Source organism: Novosphingopyxis sp. YJ-S2-01 (assembly GCF_016093175.1).
Taxonomy (GTDB): domain Bacteria; phylum Pseudomonadota; class Alphaproteobacteria; order Sphingomonadales; family Sphingomonadaceae; genus Novosphingopyxis; species Novosphingopyxis iocasae.
This window is the reverse complement of sequence record NZ_JAEDAI010000001.1, coordinates 1,457,806-1,481,024: the sequence shown is the minus strand read 5'-3', so window position 1 is coordinate 1,481,024 and position 23,219 is coordinate 1,457,806. Positions and strand designations below refer to the sequence as shown.

Annotated in this window: 22 protein-coding genes and 1 tRNA gene; 7 read left to right on the top strand and 16 right to left on the bottom strand. The window is 64.2% G+C overall.

Annotated elements, in window-relative coordinates:
- Positions 1-99: 99 nt before the first annotated feature.
- The 10 genes from pnp to rimP all read right to left on the bottom strand — a co-directional run bounded on the left by pnp (position 100) and on the right by rimP (position 10,984).
- Entirely contained in the window at positions 100-2,397 is a 2,298-nt protein-coding gene (gene pnp, locus I6A82_RS07130; RefSeq protein WP_187335745.1) for a polyribonucleotide nucleotidyltransferase, read from the bottom strand.
- Positions 2,398-2,589: 192 nt separating this feature from the next.
- Positions 2,590-2,859, bottom strand: a complete 270-nt coding sequence (gene rpsO / locus I6A82_RS07125) for a 30S ribosomal protein S15 (RefSeq protein WP_187335744.1) — start codon at positions 2,857-2,859, stop codon at positions 2,590-2,592.
- A 22-nt stretch (positions 2,860-2,881) separates the two neighbouring features.
- A complete protein-coding gene (gene truB / locus I6A82_RS07120) occupies positions 2,882-3,850 on the bottom strand; it encodes a tRNA pseudouridine(55) synthase TruB (protein WP_198094292.1) in 969 nt (322 codons plus the stop codon).
- Positions 3,851-3,881: 31 nt separating this feature from the next.
- Complete coding sequence (locus I6A82_RS07115; protein ID WP_198094291.1) at positions 3,882-4,271, bottom strand: hypothetical protein; 390 nt, start codon at positions 4,269-4,271, stop codon at positions 3,882-3,884.
- A 9-nt stretch (positions 4,272-4,280) separates the two neighbouring features.
- Positions 4,281-4,889 (bottom strand): thymidine kinase, encoded by a 609-nt coding sequence (locus I6A82_RS07110; protein ID WP_198094290.1) that lies wholly within the window; start codon positions 4,887-4,889, stop codon positions 4,281-4,283.
- A 44-nt stretch (positions 4,890-4,933) separates the two neighbouring features.
- The gene (gene rbfA, locus I6A82_RS07105) at positions 4,934-5,347 is read right to left on the bottom strand and encodes a 30S ribosome-binding factor RbfA (RefSeq protein WP_187335740.1); all 414 of its coding nucleotides are present in this window, start codon (positions 5,345-5,347) and stop codon (positions 4,934-4,936) included.
- Positions 5,348-5,392: 45 nt separating this feature from the next.
- Entirely contained in the window at positions 5,393-7,993 is a 2,601-nt protein-coding gene (infB, locus tag I6A82_RS07100; RefSeq protein ID WP_198094289.1) for a translation initiation factor IF-2, read from the bottom strand.
- Positions 7,990-8,745 carry a DUF448 domain-containing protein gene (locus tag I6A82_RS07095; RefSeq protein ID WP_198094288.1) on the bottom strand — a complete coding sequence of 252 codons (756 nt, stop codon included), beginning with the start codon at positions 8,743-8,745 and terminating at the stop codon, positions 7,990-7,992. The genes infB and I6A82_RS07095 overlap by 4 nt, the downstream gene beginning before the upstream one ends.
- On the bottom strand, positions 8,726-10,366 hold the full coding sequence (nusA, locus tag I6A82_RS07090) for a transcription termination factor NusA (protein ID WP_198094287.1): 1,641 nt from the start codon (positions 10,364-10,366) through the stop codon (positions 8,726-8,728). The genes I6A82_RS07095 and nusA overlap by 20 nt, the downstream gene beginning before the upstream one ends.
- A 66-nt stretch (positions 10,367-10,432) precedes the next feature.
- Entirely contained in the window at positions 10,433-10,984 is a 552-nt protein-coding gene (gene rimP, locus I6A82_RS07085) for a ribosome maturation protein RimP (RefSeq protein ID WP_198094286.1), read from the bottom strand.
- Between the two features lie 218 nt (positions 10,985-11,202).
- Between rimP and I6A82_RS07080 the strand changes: the two genes are divergently transcribed.
- Positions 11,203-12,402, top strand: coding sequence for a PQQ-dependent sugar dehydrogenase (locus I6A82_RS07080; RefSeq protein ID WP_198094285.1), 1,200 nt, complete (start codon positions 11,203-11,205; stop codon positions 12,400-12,402).
- A 27-nt stretch (positions 12,403-12,429) separates the two neighbouring features.
- Here the strand turns inward: I6A82_RS07080 and I6A82_RS07075 are convergent.
- The 3 genes from I6A82_RS07075 to I6A82_RS07065 form a co-directional block, all read right to left on the bottom strand.
- Positions 12,430-12,503, bottom strand: a tRNA-Gly gene (locus tag I6A82_RS07075).
- A gap of 67 nt (positions 12,504-12,570) precedes the next feature.
- Entirely contained in the window at positions 12,571-13,302 is a 732-nt protein-coding gene (locus I6A82_RS07070; protein WP_442945121.1) for an extensin-like domain-containing protein, read from the bottom strand.
- Positions 13,303-13,309: 7 nt separating this feature from the next.
- Positions 13,310-14,197: a DUF1499 domain-containing protein gene (locus I6A82_RS07065; RefSeq protein ID WP_198094283.1), complete on the bottom strand. Its 888-nt coding sequence runs from the start codon at positions 14,195-14,197 to the stop codon at positions 13,310-13,312.
- A gap of 134 nt (positions 14,198-14,331) precedes the next feature.
- Here I6A82_RS07065 and I6A82_RS07060 point away from each other — a divergent pair, with 134 nt between their 5' ends.
- From I6A82_RS07060 to I6A82_RS07050, 3 genes are read left to right on the top strand one after another with little or no spacing between them, the layout of a single operon-like run.
- Positions 14,332-14,895 (top strand): DUF1285 domain-containing protein, encoded by a 564-nt coding sequence (locus I6A82_RS07060; protein ID WP_198095533.1) that lies wholly within the window; start codon positions 14,332-14,334, stop codon positions 14,893-14,895.
- Positions 14,892-15,467 carry a CoA pyrophosphatase gene (locus I6A82_RS07055; RefSeq protein ID WP_198094282.1) on the top strand — a complete coding sequence of 192 codons (576 nt, stop codon included), beginning with the start codon at positions 14,892-14,894 and terminating at the stop codon, positions 15,465-15,467. The genes I6A82_RS07060 and I6A82_RS07055 overlap by 4 nt, the downstream gene beginning before the upstream one ends.
- Positions 15,464-16,651: a CCA tRNA nucleotidyltransferase gene (locus I6A82_RS07050; RefSeq protein ID WP_198094281.1), complete on the top strand. Its 1,188-nt coding sequence runs from the start codon at positions 15,464-15,466 to the stop codon at positions 16,649-16,651. Before I6A82_RS07055 ends, I6A82_RS07050 begins: the two co-directional genes overlap by 4 nt.
- Positions 16,652-16,676: 25 nt before the next feature.
- On the opposite strand, the gene parC is transcribed toward I6A82_RS07050, so the two are convergent.
- On the bottom strand, positions 16,677-18,941 hold the full coding sequence (parC, locus tag I6A82_RS07045; protein WP_232343338.1) for a DNA topoisomerase IV subunit A: 2,265 nt from the start codon (positions 18,939-18,941) through the stop codon (positions 16,677-16,679).
- A 306-nt stretch (positions 18,942-19,247) separates the two neighbouring features.
- On the opposite strand from parC, the gene I6A82_RS07040 reads away from it, so the two are divergent.
- A complete protein-coding gene (locus I6A82_RS07040; protein WP_198094280.1) occupies positions 19,248-20,288 on the top strand; it encodes a type I restriction endonuclease in 1,041 nt (346 codons plus the stop codon).
- 6 nt (positions 20,289-20,294) lie between these two features.
- On the opposite strand, the gene I6A82_RS14635 is transcribed toward I6A82_RS07040, so the two are convergent.
- Positions 20,295-20,429: a hypothetical protein gene (locus tag I6A82_RS14635; RefSeq protein WP_269750371.1), complete on the bottom strand. Its 135-nt coding sequence runs from the start codon at positions 20,427-20,429 to the stop codon at positions 20,295-20,297.
- Positions 20,430-20,560: 131 nt separating this feature from the next.
- Here I6A82_RS14635 and I6A82_RS07035 point away from each other — a divergent pair, with 131 nt between their 5' ends.
- Together I6A82_RS07035 and I6A82_RS07030 are read left to right on the top strand one after the other, a co-directional pair.
- The gene (locus I6A82_RS07035; protein ID WP_198094279.1) at positions 20,561-22,069 is read left to right on the top strand and encodes an acetyl-CoA acetyltransferase; all 1,509 of its coding nucleotides are present in this window, start codon (positions 20,561-20,563) and stop codon (positions 22,067-22,069) included.
- 30 nt (positions 22,070-22,099) lie between these two features.
- Positions 22,100-22,726: an SOS response-associated peptidase gene (locus I6A82_RS07030; protein WP_232343337.1), complete on the top strand. Its 627-nt coding sequence runs from the start codon at positions 22,100-22,102 to the stop codon at positions 22,724-22,726.
- Between the two features lie 7 nt (positions 22,727-22,733).
- On the opposite strand, the gene I6A82_RS07025 is transcribed toward I6A82_RS07030, so the two are convergent.
- Positions 22,734-23,099 carry a hypothetical protein gene (locus I6A82_RS07025; protein ID WP_198094278.1) on the bottom strand — a complete coding sequence of 122 codons (366 nt, stop codon included), beginning with the start codon at positions 23,097-23,099 and terminating at the stop codon, positions 22,734-22,736.
- Positions 23,100-23,219: the final 120 nt, after the last annotated feature.

Below are 23,219 nucleotides of genomic sequence, written 5' to 3'. Positions count from 1 at the left end.
GTATAAGGCGGATAGAGCGCCACGCGCTTGCTTGCGGCCAAAAGAAAAGGGCGCCGGATCGCTCCGGCACCCCTTCGTTACTTCATGATCGGACGACGATCAGTCGTTGGTGATGAAGTCGGGAAGGCCAGCGGCATCACCCTTGTCGCCATCGTCCTTGCCGCCGTCGCGTCCACCGCGACCGCGTCCACGGCCCCGGCCGCGACCACCTTCGCCGCGTCCGCCGCCGTCACGGTCTCCGCGCGGCTTGCGATCACCCCGGTCGCCGCGCGGTTCGCGCGCCGGACGGGTATCTTCCAACTCTTCGCCGGTTTCCTGATCGACGACGCGCATCGACAGGCGAACCTTGCCGCGCTGATCGATCTCGAGCACCTTGACCTTGACTTCCTGCCCTTCGGACAGCTCGTCGGAGACCTTTTCCACGCGCTCGTTCTTGATCTCGGAGACGTGGACGAGACCGTCCTTGCCGCCCATGAAGTTCACGAACGCACCGAAATCAACGAGGTTGACGACCTTGCCGGTGTAGATCTTGCCGACTTCGGCTTCTTCTACGATGCCTTCGATCCACTTCTTCGCGGCTTCGATCTGGCTGATGTCGGAGGACGAGATCTTGATGACGCCGTCGTCATCGATGTCCACCTTCGCGCCGGTTTCCGCCACGATTTCGCGGATCACCTTACCGCCGGTGCCGATGACGTCGCGGATCTTGGTCTTGTCGATCTGCATCGTCTCGATCCGCGGAGCGTAATCTGACAGTTCCTGACGGGTGCCGCCAAGTGCTTCGTTCATCTTGCCGAGGATATGGGCACGGCCGTCCTTCGCCTGCGCGAGGGCGGTTTTCATGATCTCCTCGGTAATGCCGGCGACCTTGATGTCCATCTGGAGCGAGGTGATGCCCTCTTCCGTACCGGCCACCTTGAAGTCCATGTCACCCAGATGGTCCTCGTCACCCAGGATGTCGGACAGGACAGTGAAGTCCTCGCCTTCCAGGATGAGGCCCATGGCGATGCCGGAAACGGGGCGCTTCAGCGGCACGCCCGCGTCCATCATGGCCAGCGAGCCGCCGCAAACGGTCGCCATCGAGGACGAACCGTTGGACTCGGTGATGTCCGAGAGAACGCGGATCGTGTAGGGGAACTCGTCCATGCTCGGCAGCACCGGGTGCAGCGCGCGCCAGGCAAGCTTGCCGTGGCCGGTCTCGCGGCGGCTGGTGAAGCCGAAGCGGCCCACTTCGCCGACCGAATAGGGCGGGAAGTTATAGTGCAGCATGAAGCGCTCATAGCTGAGCCCTTCCAGACCGTCGATCATCTGCTCGGCATCCTTCGTGCCCAGCGTGGTGGTGCAGATCGCCTGCGTTTCACCGCGGGTGAACAGCGCCGAACCATGCGCGCGGGGCAGGAAGTGCACCATCGCCTCGATCGGACGGATCTCGGTGGTCTTGCGGCCGTCGATACGGCTGCCGTCCTTCAGGATGGCGCCGCGAACGATCTCGGCTTCCAGCTTCTTGACCATCTTGCCGGCGGTCATCTGCGTCTGGCCGTCGGCCTCCGCATAATGCGCCTTCGCCTTGTCGCGCGCCGTATTGAGGGCGGCGGAGCGCTCCGACTTGTCGGTCAGCTTGTAGGCAGCGGCGATATCGTCGCCGACGATGCCGCGCAGCTCTTCCTTGATCGCGTCATTGCCATCGGTGCTCTTCAGCTCCCAAGGCTCCTTCGCAGCCTTCTCGGCCAGGTCGATGATCGCGTTGATGACCGGTTTGATGTTCTCATGCGCGAACATGACGGCGCCAAGCATGATGTCTTCCGAAAGCTCCTTGGCTTCGGATTCCACCATCATCACGGCATCGCCGGTGGCGGCAACAACGAGGTCCAGTTCGCCTTCTTCCTTGGTGGACGCGATGCTCGGGTTCAGCTGATATTCGCCGTCCTGATAGCCGACGCGCGCGCCGCCGATCGGGCCCATGAAAGGCACGCCGGAAATGGTCAGCGCAGCCGAGGAAGCGATCATCGCCAGGATATCGGGCTCGGTCTCGCCATCATAAGACAGGACCTGACAGATCACGTTGATTTCGTTGTAGAAACCTTCGGGGAACAGCGGGCGCACCGGACGGTCGATGAGACGGCTGGTCAGCGTCTCCTTTTCCGTGGCGCGGCCTTCGCGCTTGAAAAAGCCGCCCGGGATGCGACCGGCTGCCGAGAACTTTTCCTGATAGTGGACGGTGAGCGGGAAGAAGTCCTGCCCTTCGCGCACCGACTTGGCGGCGGTCACGGCGCACAGCACCACGGTATCGCCGTAAGTTGCCAGCACGGCGCCGTCTGCCTGACGGGCGATGCGGCCGGTTTCCAGAGTGAGGGTCTTTCCGCCCCATTCCAGCTCTACTTTTTTCGTATCGAACATAAATTTTCCTTATGAACCCTTCCGCCCTATTGCGCGAAGGGGCCTCTTGTTCCGCACGGGTCCGGTACGGATCGGATCGGGGCCTTGATACGCCCCTATTTGGCCATCCGCCTCATTGCGGAGAGCCCCGTTCATCCCATTCGTTCGGGAATAAACGAAAACGGCCCCGCATCGCGGAGCCGTCTTGTAGTCTTACTTACGCAGACCGAGCTTCTTGATCAGATCGGCGTAGCGCTGGTCGTCCTTCTTGCGGAGATAGTCCAGCAGGCTGCGACGCTTGTTGACCATGGCCAGAAGGCCGCGACGCGAATGGTTGTCCTTGTGGTTGCTCTTGAAGTGATCGGTCAGATTGTTGATGCGCTCCGTCAGGATCGCGATCTGCACTTCGGGGGAACCGGTATCGCCCTTTTCGCGGGCGTTGTCCTTGATGACTTCCTGCTTGCGTTCTGCAGAGATCGACATGTGTATTTTCTTCCTTCGAACATCATAGATTGAAACCGCGGACGATGCGGAGCTCTCCGCCTTCGATCTGTACCAGCGCAACGGGAATGCCATCCGGCCCCCGCGCCCATGTCAAACCGTCGTCTGCGGCGATCCCGGATAGAAAACGGCCCTGGCGGACCGCCTCTGCCTCTCCGGGGGTGAGGGTGAGAGCCGGGATGTCGTCCAGCCCCGCCTCGATCGGCAAGAGTGCTTCCTCAAGCGCGGCCCCTTGGCCGAGTTCGGCCAGCCTGTCCAGTGAAATCGCGGAATCCAGCGCGAAGGGACCTGCGCGCAGCCTCCTTAACATGGTGACGTGGCCCACCGTATCAAGGGCGCGCGCGATATCGCGGGCGAGCGAGCGAATGTAGGTGCCCTTGGAAACGTGGGCGAGGAGGGTGATCGATTCCAGCACTCTCCTATCCTCGCTCGATCCATCCTCCGTGAGGGCTGAGCTTGTCGAAGCCCGGTTCTCGTCCGAAAGACGTCCATCGACAGGCTCAGGACTTACGGTCAAAGATTCGATGGTCACGCGCCGCGTCTTCATCTCCACCTCGACACCCGCGCGCGCCAGATCATAAGCGCGTTTTCCGTCGATCTTCAGCGCGGAATATTTCGGTGGAATCTGCTCGATCGGCCCGGTGAACCGCGGCAGCACCGCCTCGATCTCGGCAAAAGTCGGGCGCACGTCACTGGTCGCGCTCACCTCCCCTTCCGCATCCAGCGTCTCGGTCTCTGAGCCGAAACCGATGGTGAAGGCGTAGACCTTGCTGGCATCCAGCATACGTCCAGCCAGCTTGGTCGCCTCGCCCAGCGCGATCGGCAGCACGCCGGTCGCCAGCGGATCGAGCGTGCCTCCATGGCCCACCTTGCACTTGGCATAGCCCCCTGCCGTCAGCGCGCGTTTCACCGCGCTCACGCCTTGCGTGGAACCCAGTCCCAAAGGTTTGTCGAGGATCAGCCAGCCATTCACACCGCCCGCCTAGGCCAGCGGGCGCGGCGGATCAATCGATCGGCACGCGCGATTTGCTGTCGATCATCGGCGGTGCCTCGCTCGCGCGGATGCTTTCGATGCTGCAACTGCGGCTCGTACGCGGAAAGCGTATGACCGTCAGCTTGTCGATGCGGTTGTTCGGCAACGTGTCGAACGATACCGGGTCCTGCCGGGTGAAGTTGCCTTTGGTGCACCCATGGTTGAGCGCCACGCGAAACCAGCGATTGTTGTTTCGCACGAACATGACGTCGCCCTTGCCGAACAGCACTTGCGAAAGGCCGCGCGCACCGACGTCGATCACCGTCTCCTCGTCGGAAACGCCTGGAAGCGATTGAGCGGCAAGCGGCGCGCCCAAGGCGAGCGCGGCGGGAAAGATAAGCGGGATCGAACGGGTGAACATGACAGAACTTTAGCCCGCCACCGCTGAACCGGCGCTGACGGGGTCACGCAGCCGTTGCATAAAATGGCGGCGGCAAAGCGCGACATAGCGCTCCTCACCGCCGATTTCGGTCTGCGCGCCCTCGCGAACCGCCTTGCCCACGGCATCCACGCGCAGGTTCATCGTCGCCTTGCGCCCGCATTCGCAGACCGCTTTTAGTTCGATGAGCGCATCGGCAATGCCGAGAAGCGCGGCGGCGCCGGGAAACAGCTGCGCCTGGAAATCAGTGCGCAGGCCATAGCAAAGCACGGGAATATTCTCCTCGTCCGCCAGCCGCGCGCATTGAAATACCTGATCTTCCGTCAGGAACTGTGCCTCGTCGATCAGGAGGCAGGCAATCCGCTCCTCTCCGTGCTGACGCATCACCGCGTCGTACATATTGGTGCCCCCATGGAAGCGATGCGCATCGCTGGAAAGCCCGATCCGGCTGCTGATTGCGCCGAAGCCTGGCCGATCGTCGATCGCGGCGGTCCACAGCATCACCGCCATGCCGCGCTCCTGATAGTTGAACGCAGTCTGCAGAAGCGTGGTGGATTTGCCCGCATTCATCGAGGCGTAGTAAAAATAAAGCTTGGCCATGGCGTACTGGCCTATCGCAATTTGCGCCGTCCGCGAAGGGACCTTCAATCTTCCGAAGGTTCGTCCTCGTCCAGATCCTGCGCCACCTTGGGATCGCGCAGTAGCGAATCGATATGATCGCCCTCGTCGAAGCTTTCGTCCGGCAGGAATTTCAGGTCTGCGGCATATTTCATGCGCACACGCTTGGCGACTTCGCCCTTGAGATAGCCCGCATGTTCGCGCAGCGCCTTGTGCACGTCTTCCTCATGCTGGCCGAGCAGCGGTTTGAAGAACACAGTGGCGTGGCGCAGATCGGGCGACATGCGCACCTCGGTAATCGAGATGGTGAGGCCGTCCAGCCGGGGATCGTGCACATCGCCGCGCTGCAGCAGCTCGCTCAGAATGTGACGCACCTGCTCACCGACCCGCAACGTGCGGATCGAGCGGCCTTCGGGACTGGTGTCGTTATATTTTGCCATGAAACAAGCTCCTGCCCCCTCCCGCACGGGGCGGGAGGGAGTAGCTTAAAGCGTGCGTTCGCGCTCTTCGACCTCGAACACCTCGAGCGTGTCGCCCGCCTTGATGTCGTTGGTATCTTCCAGCACCACGCCGCATTCGAGACCCGCACGGACCTCCGCGACGTCGTCCTTGAAGCGGCGCAGCGAGGCGATGACGGTCTTCGATACAATGACGTCCTGACGGGTAAGGCGCGAACGCAGACCCTTGCGCAGGAATCCGTCGGTGACGAGCAGACCCGCCGCCTTGTCGCGCTTGCCCGCGGGGAAGACTTCCTTCACCTCGGCGCGGCCCACCACGGTTTCGATGATCTCCGGACCCAGTTCGCCGGCCATTTCCTTGCGGATATCGTCGGTGAGATCGTAGATCACGTCGAAATATTTGAACCGGATCTTCTCGCGTTCGGCAATCTGACGTGCCTTAGCGTTTGGCCGGACATGGAAGCCGATGATCGGCGCACCCGATGCAGCCGCCAGCGTCACGTCGCTCTCCGTAATCCCGCCGACGCCCTGATGCAGGATACGCACCTTGATGTCGTCGGTGGAGATCTTGTTGAGCGCCTGGACGATCGCTTGCGCGGTGCCCTGCACGTCCGCCTTCACCACCACCGGATATTCGATCGCGGCGTCAGCACCCATGGCCGAGAACATGTTCTCCAGCGAGGTCGGCGCCTGCGTGGTGCGCTGCTTGCGGGCCTGTTCGGAACGATAGGTGGCGACTTCACGCGCACGCTGCTCGTTCTCGACCACGGTAAGCATGTCGCCTGCATTGGGCACACCGGACAGGCCGAGCACCTCGACCGGCACCGACGGACCGGCCTCCTTCACCTGCTTGCCCTGATCGTTGATCAGCGCACGGACTTTGCCGCTCTCGCCGCCGACCACGAAGGTATCGCCACGCTTCAGCGTTCCGCGCTTCACCAGCACGGTGGCAACGGCACCGCGACCCTTGTCGAGCTTGGCTTCCACCACGACGCCCTCGGCATCGCGGTCCGGACGGGCCTTCAGTTCGAGCAGTTCGGCCTGCAGCGCCAGCTTTTCGAGCAGATCGTCGAGACCGGTCTTCTTCAGCGCAGACACTTCGACGTCCTGCACTTCGCCGCCCATATCTTCGACGATTACCTCGTGCTCCAGCAGGCGCTCGCGCACCTTCTGGGGGTTGGCGCCTTCCTTATCGACCTTGTTGATCGCCACGATCATCGGCACTTCGGCCGATTTGGCGTGATTGATCGCCTCGATCGTCTGCGGCATCAGCCCGTCATCCGCCGCGACCACCAGGATCACGATGTCGGTGACGTTCGCGCCGCGGGCACGCATTTCGGTGAACGCTTCATGGCCCGGCGTATCGAGGAAGGTGATCACGTCACCACCCTTGGTCTTCACCTGATAGGCGCCGATGTGCTGCGTAATGCCACCGGCCTCGCCGGATGCGACACTTGCGCCGCGGATGGCGTCGAGCAGACTGGTCTTGCCGTGATCGACATGGCCCATGACCGTGACGACCGGCGAACGCGGCTTCAGCGTCTCTTCCGGATCGATATCGGTCTCGGTGTCGATCTCGACATCGGATTCGGACACGCGCTTGATCTTGTGGCCGAACTCTTCGACCAGCAGCTCGGCGGTGTCCTGATCGATGGTCTGATTGACCGTCACCATCAGGTCCATCGTGAACAGCGCCTTCACCAGATCCGCGCCCTTCTCGGCCATGCGGTTGGCGAGTTCCTGCACGGTGATCGCTTCCGGCACCACGACTTCACGGCTCTGCTTGGGCTGAGCCTCGCGCTTGCGGCCCGTCATCTGGGCACGCTTTTCCTTCTCGCGGGCACGCTTCAGCGCGGCGAGCGAGCGGGCACGGGCACCATCGTCCTCGTTCAGCGCGGTCTTGACCGATAGCTTGCCCGAACGGCGACGATCGTCCTGCGGGGTCTTGGCACCGCGCGCAGGCTTCTTTTCCTTCTCGACACGCGGCGCGCGCTCGGGCCGTTCGACCGGGGTGAACCGGCGCGGCGGCGGGGCGTCGCTGGTGGTTTTAACCACAGCGGGCTTCGCTTCGGCGGCGGGCGCTTCTTCGGCCTGCGCGGCCTCAGGCTGCGCAGCGGCTTCCGGCGCTTTCTGCTCCGGTTCGGGAGCAGGCGCCGGCTCGGCGGCAGCCTTTTCCTCGGCGAGGCGGTTTTCCTCGGCGCGGCGGCGTTCTTCTTCCAGCGCCTTGGCCTTGGCCTCTTCCTCACGGCGGCGTGCTTCTTCAGCCTGCGCAAGGCGGGCTTCCTCGGCCTCGCGCAGCAGCTTTGCCTGCCGCTCCTGACGGGTCAGATTGTCCATCGGAGCCGGACGCGGCGCAGGGGCCGGAGTCGGCGCGGGCTTCGGAGCAGCCTTGGGCGCAGCGGGGGCGGGCGGCGGCGGGGGCGGCGGATTAAGCGCCTCTTCCTTCGCCTTGTCGGCAGCGGCAGCCTGGCCGGGCTTGCCAACCAGCTTCTTGCGCTTGACCTCCACCTCGACCTTGTGCGTGCGGCCATGGCTGAAGCGCTGCTCGACCTGGCCCGCATCGACCGACCTCTTCAGGGTCAGCGGCTTGCGGCTCAGTTTCGGCTTGTCTTGGGTTTCTTCACTCATCGAACAGCAGTCTTCCTAAGGTCTTCGTCATCTGTCACAGCATCGTCCGTCCCGGCAACGGGGCCGGCACCGATACTGCATCCGGTATAATTTAGCCAGCGGGCGAGATGTTGCAGGACGCGTGCTGCGGCCTTCTCCCCCAAAATCGCGGCATGGACCGCATTTTCACGCCCCAATGCCATAGATAGGGCCTCTCGGTCCACCGGCAAGGCGATTCCGCCTTCACCGCTTCCCTCACGGTCCATTCCCACGCGCCAGGCCTGGTCCAGCTTGCGCTTTCCATCGGGCTTCGCGTCCGAGCTGTGGAGCAACAAAGAGACAAGGCCGCCGCGCGCGCGCTCGGCAATCTTTTCGGAGCCCGTCAGCAGGTTGGACGCACGCGCCTCCAGGCCGAGCCGATCGAGCGTCGCCTGGCGCAGCTGCGTATCGATCCACTCGGGCAGATTGTCCGGCACTGTAATACCGCCGGTCTTGAAGGCGCGGGCGAGCGCACCCTTCATGCGGCCCTTTTCGATCGCTTGCTCCAACTCGGCGCGGGACACGCCGATCCACGCGCCGCGACCGGGGGCCTTGGCGTGAATATCGGGCGCCAGCTCCCCGTCGGGCGAAACCGCGAGCCGGATCAGCAGATGCTGCGGCGCGCGATCACCCGAAAGGATGCAGCGGCGGACGGGAACATGCGCGCCCCGCCCTTTCCCCGTGCCTTCGGTATCTAGGCGTTCATCGCCCGTATCATTGGGAGGCTTCCGCATCGGCGGCCTCCGCTTCTTCTGCGGGCGCGGCGTTTGCGGCCACACCCTCATCTTCATCCTCGAACCAATGGGCACGGGCGGCCATGATGATCTCATTGCCCTGCTCTTCGGTGAGGCTGTAGCTGGCGAGGATGCCCGGCTTCACCTCAGTGCGGCGGCGATCGCTGTTGGAACGGCGCGGTTCCTGGCGCGGCTTGAAGATCAGCTCATCGGTGGCGAGGTCCGCCAGATCGTCGAGCGTCTTGATGCCCGCCTTGCCCAGCGTCACCAGCATGCCTTCGGTCAGGATCGGCAGTTCGGCCAGATCGTCCTCGACGCCCAGTTCGCGGCGTTCGGCGCGCGCGGTTTCCTCGCGGCGCTCCAGCGCTTCCAGCGCGCGGCTTTGCAGCTCCTCGGCCAGCTCTTCGTCGAAGCCTCCGATGCCGGAGATTTCTTCCAGCGCGACATAGGCCACTTCTTCCAGCTCGCTGAAGCCTTCGGCCACCAGCAGCTGCGAAAGGGTCTCGTCGACGTCCAGCTCTTCCTGGAACATCTCGGTGCGTTCGGCGAATTCCTTCTGCCGCTTCTCCGAGCTTTCCTCTTCGGTCATGATGTCGATGCCGTGGCCGGTCAGCTGGCTGGCAAGGCGCACATTCTGGCCGCGACGACCGATGGCGAGCGACAGCTGATCGTCAGGCACGACGACCTCGATACGAGTCTCTTCTTCGTCGATCACCACGCGGCTGACCGTGGCCGGCTGCAGCGCATTGACTACGAAGGTCGCGGTGTCTTCGGACCAGGGGATGATGTCGATCTTTTCGCCCTGCATTTCCTGCACGACAGCCTGCACGCGGCTGCCCTTCATGCCCACGCAGGCACCGACCGGATCGATCGATCCGTCATAGCTGATCACGCCGATCTTGGCGCGGCTGCCCGGATCGCGTGCGGCGGCCTTGATCTCGATGATGCCGTCGTAGATTTCGGGCACTTCCTGCGCGAACAGCTTCTTCATGAAGTCGGGATGCGCGCGGCTGAGCAGGATCTGCGGCCCGCGATTTTCGCGCTGCACCTTCAGGATCAGCGAACGGATGCGATCGCCGGTGCGCACCATTTCGCGCGGGATCTGCTGATCGCGGCGGATGACGCCCTCGGCGCGGCCGAGATCGACCACGATATGGCCGAACTCCACGGACTTCACGACGCCGGTAATGATCTCGCCCGCACGGTCCTTGAACTCTTCATACTGCCGCTCGCGCTCGGCATCGCGGACCTTCTGGAAGATCACCTGCTTGGCCGACTGCGCATCGATACGGCCGAGATCGACCGGCGGCAGCGGATCGACGATGAAATCGCCGACGCTAGCATCCTTCTGCAGCTTCTGGGCCTGCTTCAGGTCGACTTCCTTGAAATAGTCCTCGACATCCTCGACCACCTCAACGACGCGCCACAGCTGCAGATCGCCGGTGTTAGTATCCAGCTTGGCACGGATGTCGTTTTCAGCGCCGTAACGCGAGCGCGCGGCGCGCTGAATCGCTTCCTCGAGCGCTTCGACGACGATCGCCTTGTCGATCATCTTCTCCTGCGCCACCGAATTGGCGATCGCGAGCAGTTCTGCCTTGTTGGCGGAAATCGGGCTGGCCATGGTCTTCTCTCTTCGACTTTCTTTTCGTTCTATCATCCCGCGCGCATCGGCGCACGGATTATAAACTCAGTTTTCGCTCTCGCCCTCGATCTCGACGATCTCATCCGCGCCGTCCGTTTCGATCGGCTGCGTCGCATCGATCAGCCGGTCCGTCAGGATTAGCTTGGCCGAGTGCAGATGCGCGGGATCGAACAGCAGCTTTCCGGACTTGCGGTCCTCGATCGCCACCATGCCGTCTTCCACGCCGATCAGATCGCCGCGCAGCTGCTTGCGGCCATCGACGCCGACAGTGAGATTCACCCGCGCCTCATGCCCGGCCCAGTCGGAAAAATCCTTGAGGCGGGTGAGCGGCCGGTCGATCCCGGGCGAGCTGACCTCGAGCCGGTAAGCCCCGTCGATCGGGTCCTTGCCCTGCTCTTCCAGCGCGTCGAACTTTTCTGACAGGCGGCGCGAAAGATCGGCGCAATCGTCGATGCCGAGTTGGCGCGTATCGGGCCGTTCGGCCATCACCTGCAGCGTGCGCTCGTCACCGCCGAGCCAGGCAACGCGGACCAGATCGAATCCCAGAGCTTCGGCTTCGGGGGCGATGAGGGCAGTCAGGGCTTCGAGATCGGGCATGCGGCTCCTAATAATTCCATGGTTCCGTTCGAACAGGCAAAGCCGGTCGCCGCCGCGCTCTCCGGGAGAGGCGGCCCCGCAATCGTCTTCGCAATGTCGGGAACGGACAAGGATATAGATCGGTGCCGGGCGCGATGCAACCGCGAAAGCGCGCGGGGCGTTAGTGTCTCCAACTCCACGGGCTTTTTACAAGCCTTCGAATAGACCAGGGTATTCCGATGAAAGCTTCCATGATTGGCGCCGCCCTTCCCTTCACGCTCGCCCTGTCGCTCGCCGGCTGCAACGGATCGAACGACAAGGCGGTGGCGAACGATAGCGCCACGCAAAGCGCAGACCCGCTGAATAGCCAGAGCATGGGACGCCCGTTCGAGGAAACCGGGGTCGCAAAGTTCGATGAACCCTGGGCGATGAGCTTTTTGCCCGATGATCGTCTGCTGGTGACCGAGAAACGGGGCGTATTGAAAATCGTCGACGTGCTTACCGGCAAAATCGGGACCGTCAGCGGCGCGCCAACCGTGGATTATGGCGGCCAGGGCGGCCTTGGCGATGTCGTGACCGGGCCGAACTTCCGGGCCGACAAGATGATCTATCTCAGCTGGATCGAGGCCGGCAAAGGAGATACCCGCGGTGCGGTTGTCGGTCGCGGCAGGCTGAATTGCACACAGCCGCTTGCCTGCTCGCTGGACGGGCTGAGCGTGATCTGGCGGCAGGACCCGAAGGTTACGGGCCGCGGCCATTATTCGCACCGCATCGCCTTTTCACCCGACGGCCAATATATGTTCGTCTCGTCCGGTGAGCGCCAGAAGAAGGATCCGGCACAGGACCTGTCCAACAATCTTGGTTCGGTGCTTCGCCTGAACCCCGACGGCACCGTTCCGGAAGACAATCCTTTCGCCGAACGTGGCGGCGTGTCCGCACAGATATGGTCCTACGGCCACCGCAATATCCTAGGCCTGGCCTTTGCGCCCAACGGCAACCTCTGGGAAAGCGAGATGGGTCCCAAGGGCGGCGACGAGGTCAACCTCATCAAGCGCGGCAAGAATTACGGCTGGCCGAATGCGTCGAACGGCGTCAACTATGATGGATCGAACATCCCAGATCACAAGCCCGGCGATGGCTATGAACCGCCGGAAGCATTCTGGACGCCGTCCATCTCGCCCGCAAACCTGATCTACTATACCGGCAGCCTGTTTCCGGAATGGCAGGACTCGTTGTTGCTGGGCGGGCTATCGGGCGAAACGCTGATCCGGCTGAAGGTGGACGATCAGGATGTGTCGAAGGCGGACCAGTGGGACATGGGATTCCGCGTCCGCGCGCTCGCACAGGGGCCGCAGGGTGCGGTCTGGGTGCTCGAAGACGGATCGAACGGACGGCTGATCAAGCTGACGCCGATCGATCACGGGCATGGCGAGAGCTGAGGAGCGTGTGAAACTGGCGGAAAAAGCTGGAGCGGGCGGCGGGAATCGAACCCGCACGATCAGCATGGGAAGCTGACAGGCTACCACTACATCACGCCCGCAACGCCGCTTCCAATAGCCGCGCACCTGCGCGGTGACAAGCAATAGCGCGCGGTATTGTTCGGCCTCTCAACGGCAGGCACCCCACCCCATGCCGCCGCGGTTCGCTTGATCGAAATGGAAATGGTTCGCGTGCGCGCTGTTGTAATCGGGCGAAAGTACCGTGGCGAACAGATCGCACGCGCTATCACGTACGGCGCGCAGGAAAGCCTGCTGATCCTCCGTGCCGCCGTTCCAGTCATCTAGGACGCTCACCGTCTTCCCATCCTCGGTAGTGAAGCTGGCGATATCGATCGCGTTGCCGGTGGCGTGCTCGCTCCATTTGCCCTCTGACGCACCATACATCCGGCGGCAGCTATAGGAACCGTAGTGCCCGATGTCTGCGATCGGCGATCCGAGATATTTGCGCGCGGCAGGCTGCACCACCTGCCATTCCCACATGGCGAGCGCACTCACCACAGGGCAGCTCGGCGCGACAGAGGCCGGGCGCAACCGCACCGTGGTGGCGCCGCCGGGTTCCGGGATCAGGCCGTCCTCCTGAACGCACTGCCCCTCTCCGCGCGGCGGCTTGACCGCATAATCTACCCCCGCACGGTCAAGCAGCGCACGGCATCGCGGAAAATCATCGCCGAGAGCCACGAGTTTCTGGCGGGTAAAGGCACCGATCGGCTGCCCGAGATCAAGCGGTGTCCACGGAACATCCTGCGGCCGATCCCGCACGAAAACGAAACCGGCCACGGCGAGCGCCGCCAAAATGGCCAGAACGACGAGACTGCGGACGATGGCTTTCGCGGTCCGCAGCATCGGTTCAGCGGCTGGCAGCGGTCGTGGTGCCCGAAAGATCCGACAGGAAACTGCGCACGCGCTCGGCATTCACACCCAGATCGCTCTGACCGACCTCGCTGACCGAGCGCATGTCGATAATCGATCCCTGCCCCGCCCCGGCGGGCCGCACGCGAAGCACGACATCGTCCTTGAAACGGAAGGCGGATACCGTCGCGACGGCTTCCATATGACCGCGCGCGGGATCGGCGGCCACGATGTCCCAGCCGCGATCCGTGGCGAGCCGTTCTGCTGCCTCGATTACCTGCGGCACCGGCATATCGATGCGGACCGAACGGATATCGGGATAGGCTTTTTGATGAAGCAGTGCCCAGCGCTGACGGGGCGAAAGCCCGCGCATATCCTTGTCGTCCGCGCCGGGAATGGCGTCCCAATTGTCGGCGCGCAGCGTCAGCGTGGTGAACTGCGGCGGATCGGCGAGATCGGTGGAGATGTCGTGGATCGCCGGCACCGACATCGCCACGCTAAGCTGATAGCCGATATAGCCTGCAAAGATCGCGGCACTCACCGCACCGATCAGCAGGCGCGGCATCTTGGTGCGCATTCCCTTTCGGCGTCTCCAGATGAAGACGCCGATGGCGAGCACCAGCGTAAACAGCGCCAGGAAGAAGGCGTAGCGAATCCAGGTGAGACCGACAGTGTAATCCCAAAAGCCCCAACCCGAACCGAATGAGGCGAGCAGACCCCAAAACCCCGCGCCCGCGCCCAGGATCAGCACGATCAGACCGAAAGGATCGCGCTTGATCAGCATCGGCTTGTCATGGCCGGCTGTGCCCGTGTCGCCTGGACTCGTGTCAGCGGTGGCGGTCGCCACATGCTCCGTCGTTTTCGGATCGTTGAAATCGTCGGCCATCGGCCCTGTCCCCTCTGTTCGTCCCTGTTCCAACACTAAACGCCGCTTACGGGGCAGCGGTTGCACCGGCCCGCGCGCTTGTCCGCCACCGCCGCTGCATTGGCAAGCGGCTTGTGGAGCTCTATCTGGACGCCATGCCCTATGAAGCGCCCGACCTTGCCAGCCTGAGCCCGCAGGATATCGCCCGGCTTGCCGACGGCGAAGGCCTGCCGCCCGTGCAGGACTGGCATCCCGATGCCACGTCCGACAGCCTGATGCGGATCGATGCCGAAGGACGCTGGCATCATGACGGCGGGCTGATCGGCAGACCGGCGATGGTTCGCGCTTTCTCACGCCTGTTGCGCAAGGAAGCTGACGGGCGGTTCGCGTTGATACTGCCTTATGAAAAGCAGTGGATCGAGGTGGAGGATGCGCCCTTCCAGGCAGTCGAGCTGCGCGCTGACGGCGAAGGCGAAGCAGCGAGCCTTGGCTTCCGCCTGAACACCGACGACATCGTGGTGGCGGGGCCGGATCACGGGATCCGCGCGGGTGGCAGCGCGGACGATCCGCGGCTATACCTTCACGTACGCCACGGGCTGGAAGCGCGCATCGGCCGCTCGGTCTATTACGAACTGGCCGAAATGGCGCTGGCCCAGAACCCGGACCGCCCCGGCATATGGAGTAAGGGTGAGTTCTTCCCGTTGACGGCTGCCGCATGAGCCTTGCAGCAATGCTGAAACGCGCGCTCGGGACTGAAACGGCGCATGAAGATGAGGCTGAGTTCGGCGCACCGGACGGCGGCTACCGCGAAGCCGCGGTGCTCGTGCCGGTGACGCGGCGGGAGGAGCCCGGCGTGATCCTGACCCAGCGGCCCAAATGGCTGCGCAGCCACGCCGGACAGGTCGCCTTTCCCGGCGGCAAGCTGGAGCCCGAAGATGGCGGCGATCCGATTGTCGCTGCCTTGCGCGAGGCTGAGGAAGAGCTTGCCATTCCGGCTCGCCAAGTCGACGTGATCGGCACCGCCCCGGCCTATCATTCGGGCAGCGGCTTTCGCATCGTGCCCGTGATCGGCCTCGTCCCCCCTGATCTCGATCTCGTGCCCTGCGCTGACGAGGTGGCGGACTGGTTCGAGGTGCCGCTCGCCTGGCTGCTGGACCCAGCGAATGCTGAACGCAAGACCGGGATCTGGCGCGGGGTCCCGCGTACCTATTACGACATGGATTGGCAGGGCCGCCGCATTTGGGGCGTCACCGCCGGCATCATCGCCAATATCGCGCGCAGCCTGCGATGACGGAGCGCACCCTTCCCGACGCGCCTTGGCGCCGCGATCCTGCTCTGCTGGCGGTTGTCGAAGCGCTGAGCGATGGCGGCGGGCGTCCGCGCATCGTCGGCGGCGCCGTGCGCGACAGCCTGTTGGGCCGCGAAGTAAAGGACATCGATCTCGCCACGCCGCTGCTGCCCGAAGACGTAATGCAGCGGTTGAAAGCGGCTGGCCTGAAGGCGGTGCCGACCGGGATCGACCACGGCACCGTCACAGCGGTGGCCGATGGTCGTCCGTTCGAAGTGACCACCTTGCGGCGCGATGTTTCCACCGATGGCCGCCGCGCGACCGTCGCCTTCTCGACCTACTGGCGCGAGGACGCAGCGCGCCGGGACTTCACAATCAACGCGCTCTATGCCGATCCGCAAAACGGCACGATTAGCGACTATTTCGGCGGACTGGACGATCTCGATGCGCAGCGTCTGCGCTTTATCGGCGATGCGGACCGGCGGATCGCGGAGGATCATCTGCGCATCCTGCGCTACTTCCGCTTTCTCGCGCGCTTCGGCCGCAGCGAACTGGACGCAGAGGCCTATGCGGCATGCAAAGCCGGTGCGAACAGCCTGAAGGGCCTGTCGCGCGAACGCATTGCGGACGAGCTCACCAAGCTGCTATCGCTGGACGATCCCCGCTTCGCAGTGAACGCGATGGCGCAGGGCGGCATCTTCGCGCCGATCCTGCCGGAGGTAGAGGGTCCCGCGCCGTTCGATCGTCTGGTGGCGCGCGAGCATGAGCACGGCATTGCCCCGGATCCGATGCGCCGCCTGCTCGCGCTGCTACCCGCCGATCCGGAGGTCGCAGCCACGGTCGCGGCTCGACTCAAGCTGTCGAAGCGCCAGCGCGCTGCGCTACAGAGCGCGATTGCGGTGCGCGGCGTCGCCGATCCGCGCCGCGCCGCCTATGATCACGGCCTCGATGCCGCCCGCGACGCGGCGCTGCTTTATGCCGGCGATGACGAGCTTGGCGAGCGGCTGGCAGCGCTGGAGGGCTGGACCCCGCCACGCTTCCCGCTGAAGGGAGCCGATCTCATCGCCCGCGGCCTCAACCCCGGCCCCGAGCTGGGGCAGCGGCTCCGCGCGATCGAAGCCCGCTGGATTGAGGAAGGCTTCCCCGATGCGGACCGCCTCGATGCGCTGGTGGCGGAGCAGCTCTGAGCCCTTCCATCGTTGGCCGCTCCGTTCAATCGAAGCGGTTGTCCTTGGGGAAGCCGTTGGGCGGCAGCCGGCCGGCGGCCCCCCGCGCCACACGCCACGGCAGCAGATCGTCCTTGTCCACGGTGCGCGTGCGTTCGGTCTCGCCGCCCATCGTCCAGCTGAGGCCGTCCTCCAGCCGGAAGGTGGTGGCATCGGACAGGCCGCCATCCTTGTAGCGCTGCAGCATAACGCCCTGCCCCCGCGTCATCTCCGGCATCTCGGACAGCGCGAAGACGACGAGCTTGCGGTTCTCGCCCACCGCGGCGACCTGATCGTGGCTCGCATCGATCTCGCGCACCACGCTCAGCACCGCCTTGCCCTTGGGGTTCACCACCTGGCGGCCCTTGCGGGTCTCTGCGATCAGATCGTCCATATTGGCGACGAAGCCACGTCCGCCAGATGCGGCGAGCAGCAGCCGCCCGCTCTCACGCGCCGCCAGCACCTTCACAATCGCGTTGCCACCGTCGATGTCGACCATCGATCCGATCGGCTCGCCGAACCCGCGCGCGCCGGGCAGCTTGTCCGCGCCAAGCGTGTAGAAGCGCCCGCTGGCGGTGGCGACGAGCAGCTTGTCCGTCGTCTGCGCCTCGAAGGCGAAGGCGAGTTCGTCGCCTTCCTTGAACTTGACGCCGGACACGTCGTTGCCATGGCCCTTCATCGCCCGGATCCAGCCCCGCCGGGAGACGATCACCGTCAGCGGCTCGCGCTCGATCATCGCTTCGAGCGGCACTTCGACTGTCGCCGCCGCCTCTTCCAGTCCCGTCCGCCGCGCACCCAGCGCGGTGTCCTCGGCATAGTCCTTGCGCAGTTCGGCCAGGTCCTTCTTCAGCCGCGTGCGCTGGCGGGCCGGGCTGTCGATCAGCTTCACCAGCCCCTCGCGCTCCTTGGCGAGCTGGTCCCGCTCCCGCTTCAGCTCCATCTCCTCCAGCTTGCGCAGAGATCGCAGGCGCATGTTCAGGATCGCCTCGGCCTGCCGGTCGGAGAGCTGGAACTCCTCCATCATCACCGCCTTGGGCTCATCCTCGGTGCGGATGATTTCGATCACCCGATCGAGGTTCAGGAAGGCGATGATGTAGCCTTCCAGCAGTTCCAGCCGCGCGTCGATCTGCTCCAGCCGGTGGCGCGATCGGCGCACCAGCACCTCGATCTGATGCGCCAGCCAGTGCCGCAGCACCTCGCCCAGCCCCATCACCATCGGCGTGTGGTTGGCATCCAGCACGTTCATGTTGAGCGAAAAGCGGTTCTCCAGATCGGTCAGGCGGAAGAGCGCGTTCATCAGCTGATCGGGATCGACCGTGCGGTTCTTGGGCTCCAGCACGATGCGGATTGCCTCGTCGCTCTCGTCGCGCACATCGGCCAGGATCGGCAGCTTGCGGTCCGCGATCAGGTTCGCGACCCCCTCGATCAGCTTGCCCTTCTGCACCTGATAGGGGATCTCGGTCACCACCGCCTGCCAGGCGCCGCGCTCCAGCTTCTCGATCTCGAAGCGCGCCCGCACCCGGAAGGAGCCGCGGCCCGTCTCGTATGCCGCCGCGATGCTCGCCGCGCTGTCGACAAGCACACCGCCGGTCGCGAAGTCGGGGCCCTTCACAATCTCCATCAGCTGGTCATGGCCCGCGTCCGGCTGATCGATCAGCAGCGTCGCGGCGTCGATGATCTCGTGGACGTTGTGGCTGGGGATGGACGTCGCCATGCCCACCGCGATGCCCGCCGCGCCGTTCGCCAGCAGGTTGGGGAACAGGCCGGGCATCACCTCCGGCTCCTCATCCTCCCCGTTATAGGTCGGGCGGAAGTCGGTGCCGTTCTCGTTCAGGCCCGCCATCAGCTGCATGGCCGTCTTGGTCAGCCGCGCCTCGGTGTACCGGTACGCCGCGGCGTTATCGCCGTCGATATTGCCGAAATTGCCCTGCCCGTCGACGAGCGGATAGCGCAGCGAGAAGGTCTGCGCGAGGCGCACCATCGCGTCGTAGACCGACTGGTCGCCATGCGGGTGGTACTTGCCGATGACATCGCCCACCACGCGCGCGCACTTCTTGTACCCCTGCGCCGGATCGAGCCGCAGCAGCCGCATCGCCCAAAGGAGGCGGCGGTGCACCGGCTTCAGCCCATCGCGCAGATCGGGCAGCGAGCGCGCGGTGATGGTGGACATGGCATAGACCAGATAGCGCTCCGACAGCGCGGCATCGAACGGCGCGTCGACGATCTGGTCGAACTCGTCCATGGGGCTATCGGTCGTGCTGTCCTCGCTCATGGCGCCGCGCGATAGCAGCGTGGGAGCCGAAGGGACAGACCGCGAACGGCGAAAGCTGTGGAAAGCGCCCGCGAGGGGCCAGGTTCACACCGCTTCACACTGTCCAGAGCGGAAAACCCGCGGGGGCGAAAAGCGGCGCACAAAGACGCTGGATCGACAGTAGAAAGAGCAGGCTTTTCTATACTGGAAAGGGCACAGTGTAGGACAGCGTTAATTGATGCTCTGCTCTCAAGTACCTGCATGGATGTGATTGCCTTCGACGCGACCGTCTCTTATCCAAAGCAAATCGAAGGGGGGAGATCAGATATGGAACTGGAATCGCGGCTGGAAGCACTGTCCGAGAAAGCACGGACGCATCGCGAAGCGCTTGCGACCGAAGAGGCCGCCAAGAACGCACTGGTCATGCCGTTTTTGCAGGCACTGGGTTACGATGTATTCAATCCCGCCGAAGTGATTCCGGAATTTACGGCCGATGTCGGCACCAAAAAGGGCGAAAAGGTCGATTACGCGATCTGCGTGGAAGGCGAGATCGCCATGCTGATCGAGTGCAAGCCGGTCAATCAGGAGCTGTCCCTTAAGCACGCGTCGCAGCTCTATCGATATTTCAGCGTAACCGACGCGAAGTTCGCCATCCTGACCAACGGCGCGCAGTTCAAATTCTATTCCGATCTGGAAGCCTCCAACCGGATGGATCAGAAGCCGTTTTACGAGTTCGATCTCTGCAAACTGCGCAAGACCGATTACCGCAATCTGGCGAAATTCCAGAAGGTCGGGTTCGACGTCGATGCGATCGTCGAGACAGCGGAATCCCTCCAGATGGAAGGCGCGGTCATCAAAGCTCTCGAAGCGGAATTGACCGAACCGTCCGCCGATTTCGTAAGGCTGATTGCTTCGAAAGTCGTCGATGGACGCCTGACACCAGGTTCCAAGTCGGCCATTTCGCGGCACATTCCCAATGCGTTTCGCGCAATCCTGCGGGATCGGCTGAACGACCGCCTCTCATCCGCAATCGACGAAGGGGGCGACGAAGAACCGGCCAGCAGCTCCGAAATCGAAACGACGCCCGACGAACTGGAAGGCTTTCAGCTGGTTCGCGCCATCTGTTCGGACATCGTGGACCCATCACGCATCCACATGCGCGATGCAAAATCCTATTGTGCAATTCTGCTGGACGACAACAACCGCAAGCCGCTCGCCCGCATGTGGTTCAATTCCGAAACCGCGCGCTATGTCGGCACATTCGATGAGGACAAGGTGGAAACCAAGCATCCCGTCCAGAATGTCGTCGAAATCTACAAGCACAGGACGGCCATCATCGAACGCCTGCAATCGATGCTTGCGGAGTAAACACACCTACATCGGTTCCGGCACGCGCTCCACGTCGATCGCGTCCGCCATCGCCTCGGCTTTCGCCAGATCATAGGCCGGCTGCATGCGCAGCAAGGTTGCCGCCGGAATACCGAACGCCTTCTGGAAACGGATCGCCATACCCGGCGAAAGCGTTGCCTTGCCAATTAGGAGATGGCTGGTCGAAGACCACGTCGCGTCATGCTGAACGCTGGACTTGCCCCTGCACCCCCGCCAATCTTGCCCTCATCGGCGGAGAGGAGCGCGGGCGGATGGTGGATCAGGCGGTGATCGTGGGGGTTGGCGAATGGTCCGATCGGCCGCGGACGGCAGCCGACGCGTTGGAGCCTTTGGAATTGATGGCGCGGGCGGCGCAGGCGGCGGCGGAGGATGCGGGGGCGCCGGGCGTGCTCGGCCAGGTCGATACGCTCGATCTGATCGGGCTGATCAGCTGGCGCTATCGCGATCCTGCGCGGGAGCTGTGCGCGCGGCTCGGCATCGCGCCGGGGCGCGCCACAAATGCCAGCATGGGCGGCGAAACGCCGCTGCGATTGATCCACGATGCCGCCATCGCCATCGAAAGCGGCCGGATCGAGGCCGCGCTGATCCTGGGCGGCGAGGCGATGAGCAGCCGGCGGCGGGCGCAGAAGGAAGGCGTGGAGCTGGATTGGACCCCGCCGCCCTCCCGCGAAGAGACGGTGCGCTTTCCCGGCAGCAGTTACCGGACCGCCCGCCCCGCCCGCGCGCTGGACATGCTGGACCCGGCGCGGATCTATCCCTTCTACGAAATGGCGACGCAAGCCGCCTGGGGGCAAAGCCCTGCACAGGCGCATCGGCGCTCGGCCGATCTGTGGGCCGCTTATGCCGCGGCCGCCGCGCACAATCCCCATGCCTGGATCGACAGCGCGCCGAACAGCGAGGAGATCGGGCAGATAGCGCCCGGCAATCGCATGATCTGCTGGCCCTACCCTAAGCTGATGACGGCCAATCCGATCGTCAATCAGGCCGCCGCCGTGATCGTGATGAGCGAGCGAAAGGCGAAAGAATGCGGCATTCCGGCGGACCGGATGATTTATCTGCACGGCGGGGCCAGCGCCGAGGAGAGCGAGGATTATCTCGCCCGCGACAGCTATGCCCATGCCACCGCGCAGACCGCCGTGCTGGACCGAATCTGCGCGATCGCAGGCGGCGTGGAGCGTTTCGACCATCTGGAGCTTTACAGCTGCTTCCCCGTCGTGCCGAAGATGGCGCTGCGCACGCTGGGGCTCGATCCCGATAGCACCAGCCCCACGGTGACCGGCGGACTCACCTTTTTCGGCGGCCCGCTGAACAATTATATGACCCATGCCGCCGCCGCGATGGTCCGCCGCCTGCGCGACGGCGATGCCGGGGGGTTGGGCCTGCTCTACGGTCAGGGCGGATATCTCACCAAGCATCATGCGCTGATCCTGGGCTCTGCGCCGCCCGGCACCACGCTGGACGCGGATTATAGCGTGCAGGCCGCGGCGGAGGCAGCGCGCGGCCCGGTGCCCGAATTGATCGAGGACTATCGCGGGCCCGCCGTCATCGAAACCTACACCGTGCCCTTTGCGCGGGACGGCGCGCCGTTACAGGGCGTCGTCATTGCGCGCACGCCGGAGGGCAAGCGCCTGATGGCGCGCGTTCCGGCGGAGGACGGCGTGACGATGCCGCTGCTGACGTCGATGGAACGCAATGCCATCGGCGTAGGCGGCGAGGTGACGGCGGGCGCGGACGGCGAACTCGTTTTCAGCGCGGGCTGAGCGCGCGGACAATCTTCGGGGCTGAGGTTAATGCAATCCGCACCCGCCTTGCCGCCCTGGTCTGCGCGCTCTAATCTCTCCGCTATGTGCAATCTCTATCGCATGCGCAGCGGGATCAGCGAGATGGCGGCGCTGTTCGACCTGGCCGAGGCGCGCGCGAACCTGCCCGCGTTCGATGCGATCTATCCCGCGCAGACCGCACCGCTGATCGTCTCGCAGGACAATCGCGCCGCGCTGATCGAGGCGCAATGGGGCCTGTCCGGCTGGCGCGAAGGGATGCGGCCGATCACCAATGTGCGCAATCTGGACAGCGGATATTGGCGCAATCTGCTGGCGGGTCCGGGCAACCGCTGCCTCGTGCCCGTCACCGCCTTTTGCGAATGGGAGGGCGAGGCGGGATCGAAGCGCAAGGTCTGGTTCGGGCTGAAGGACACCCCTTTGTTCGCCTTTGCCGGGCTGATGTGCGGCGGCACGGAAGGCCCGCGTTTCGCCTTTCTGACGACCGAGCCGAACGATCTGGTGCGGCCCGTCCATCCCAAATCCATGCCGGTGATCCTTGGGCCGGACCGCTATGCGGCGTGGATGGAGGGCGGCGAGGCGCAAGCCCTCGCCCAGCCATTCCCCGCAGAGGCGATGGAGATTGCGGAGCGGGAATAGCCGCGCTTCAGGCGGCGCGGGACAGCTTGGGATAGATGTCGGCCAGCGGCGCCGTGGCGCTGAGGAACGCGCGCAGCGCGGACGGCGCGACCAGCCATTCGGCATGGCGGGCAGCCAGCGAATCGTCGCCTTCGGACAGCGCATCCAGAATGGCAAGCAGCGAACGCTCGTTCGCGGTCAGCTGCGCTGTGCCGACGGGGGCGATGTCGAGCGGGCGGCGCGCGCCGCGCTGGAGAACGGCAGCCATGCGGCAGAGCGACCAGTCGGCAACGCGCCCTTGCGCACGGCCGGGACTGTTCATCAGGGCATCGGCCGAGCGGCCCAGCGCGCGTTCGTCTTCACCGAACCAGCGGGCGCGGAAATGATCGATCATGACGGCTCCTCGATTGCGTCTCTGCTATTGAGAATGATACGCAAGAGAAGCTTCGTCAAGAGGCAATCGCGGTTCTTTGCTCTAGAGCTTGGGGGCACTGCCGATGGCCAGCCCGAGAAG

Bases quoted from the DNA above. Each gene is read 5' to 3' on its own strand.
- I6A82_RS07110 (WP_198094290.1), bottom strand. From the start codon at position 4,889: ATGGCCAAGCTTTATTTTTACTACGCCTCGATGAATGCGGGCAAATCC.
- I6A82_RS07060 (WP_198095533.1), top strand. From the start codon at position 14,332: ATGCCCTATGAAGCGCCCGACCTTGCCAGCCTGAGCCCGCAGGATATC.
- I6A82_RS14635 (WP_269750371.1), bottom strand. From the start codon at position 20,429: ATGGCGATCCGTTTCCAGAAGGCGTTCGGTATTCCGGCGGCAACCTTG.
- nusA (WP_198094287.1), bottom strand. From the start codon at position 10,366: ATGGCCAGCCCGATTTCCGCCAACAAGGCAGAACTGCTCGCGATCGCC.
- I6A82_RS07040 (WP_198094280.1), top strand. From the start codon at position 19,248: ATGGAACTGGAATCGCGGCTGGAAGCACTGTCCGAGAAAGCACGGACG.
- I6A82_RS07025 (WP_198094278.1), bottom strand. From the start codon at position 23,099: ATGATCGATCATTTCCGCGCCCGCTGGTTCGGTGAAGACGAACGCGCG.
- I6A82_RS07095 (WP_198094288.1), bottom strand. From the start codon at position 8,745: ATGCGGAAGCCTCCCAATGATACGGGCGATGAACGCCTAGATACCGAA.
- I6A82_RS07080 (WP_198094285.1), top strand. From the start codon at position 11,203: ATGAAAGCTTCCATGATTGGCGCCGCCCTTCCCTTCACGCTCGCCCTG.
- I6A82_RS07030 (WP_232343337.1), top strand. From the start codon at position 22,100: ATGCAATCCGCACCCGCCTTGCCGCCCTGGTCTGCGCGCTCTAATCTC.
- I6A82_RS07065 (WP_198094283.1), bottom strand. From the start codon at position 14,197: ATGGCCGACGATTTCAACGATCCGAAAACGACGGAGCATGTGGCGACC.
- rimP (WP_198094286.1), bottom strand. From the start codon at position 10,984: ATGCCCGATCTCGAAGCCCTGACTGCCCTCATCGCCCCCGAAGCCGAA.
- pnp (WP_187335745.1), bottom strand. From the start codon at position 2,397: ATGTTCGATACGAAAAAAGTAGAGCTGGAATGGGGCGGAAAGACCCTC.
- I6A82_RS07055 (WP_198094282.1), top strand. From the start codon at position 14,892: ATGAGCCTTGCAGCAATGCTGAAACGCGCGCTCGGGACTGAAACGGCG.
- I6A82_RS07050 (WP_198094281.1), top strand. From the start codon at position 15,464: ATGACGGAGCGCACCCTTCCCGACGCGCCTTGGCGCCGCGATCCTGCT.
- parC (WP_232343338.1), bottom strand. From the start codon at position 18,941: ATGAGCGAGGACAGCACGACCGATAGCCCCATGGACGAGTTCGACCAG.
- rbfA (WP_187335740.1), bottom strand. From the start codon at position 5,347: ATGGCAAAATATAACGACACCAGTCCCGAAGGCCGCTCGATCCGCACG.
- infB (WP_198094289.1), bottom strand. From the start codon at position 7,993: ATGAGTGAAGAAACCCAAGACAAGCCGAAACTGAGCCGCAAGCCGCTG.
- rpsO (WP_187335744.1), bottom strand. From the start codon at position 2,859: ATGTCGATCTCTGCAGAACGCAAGCAGGAAGTCATCAAGGACAACGCC.
- I6A82_RS07035 (WP_198094279.1), top strand. From the start codon at position 20,561: ATGGTGGATCAGGCGGTGATCGTGGGGGTTGGCGAATGGTCCGATCGG.
- I6A82_RS07115 (WP_198094291.1), bottom strand. From the start codon at position 4,271: ATGTTCACCCGTTCGATCCCGCTTATCTTTCCCGCCGCGCTCGCCTTG.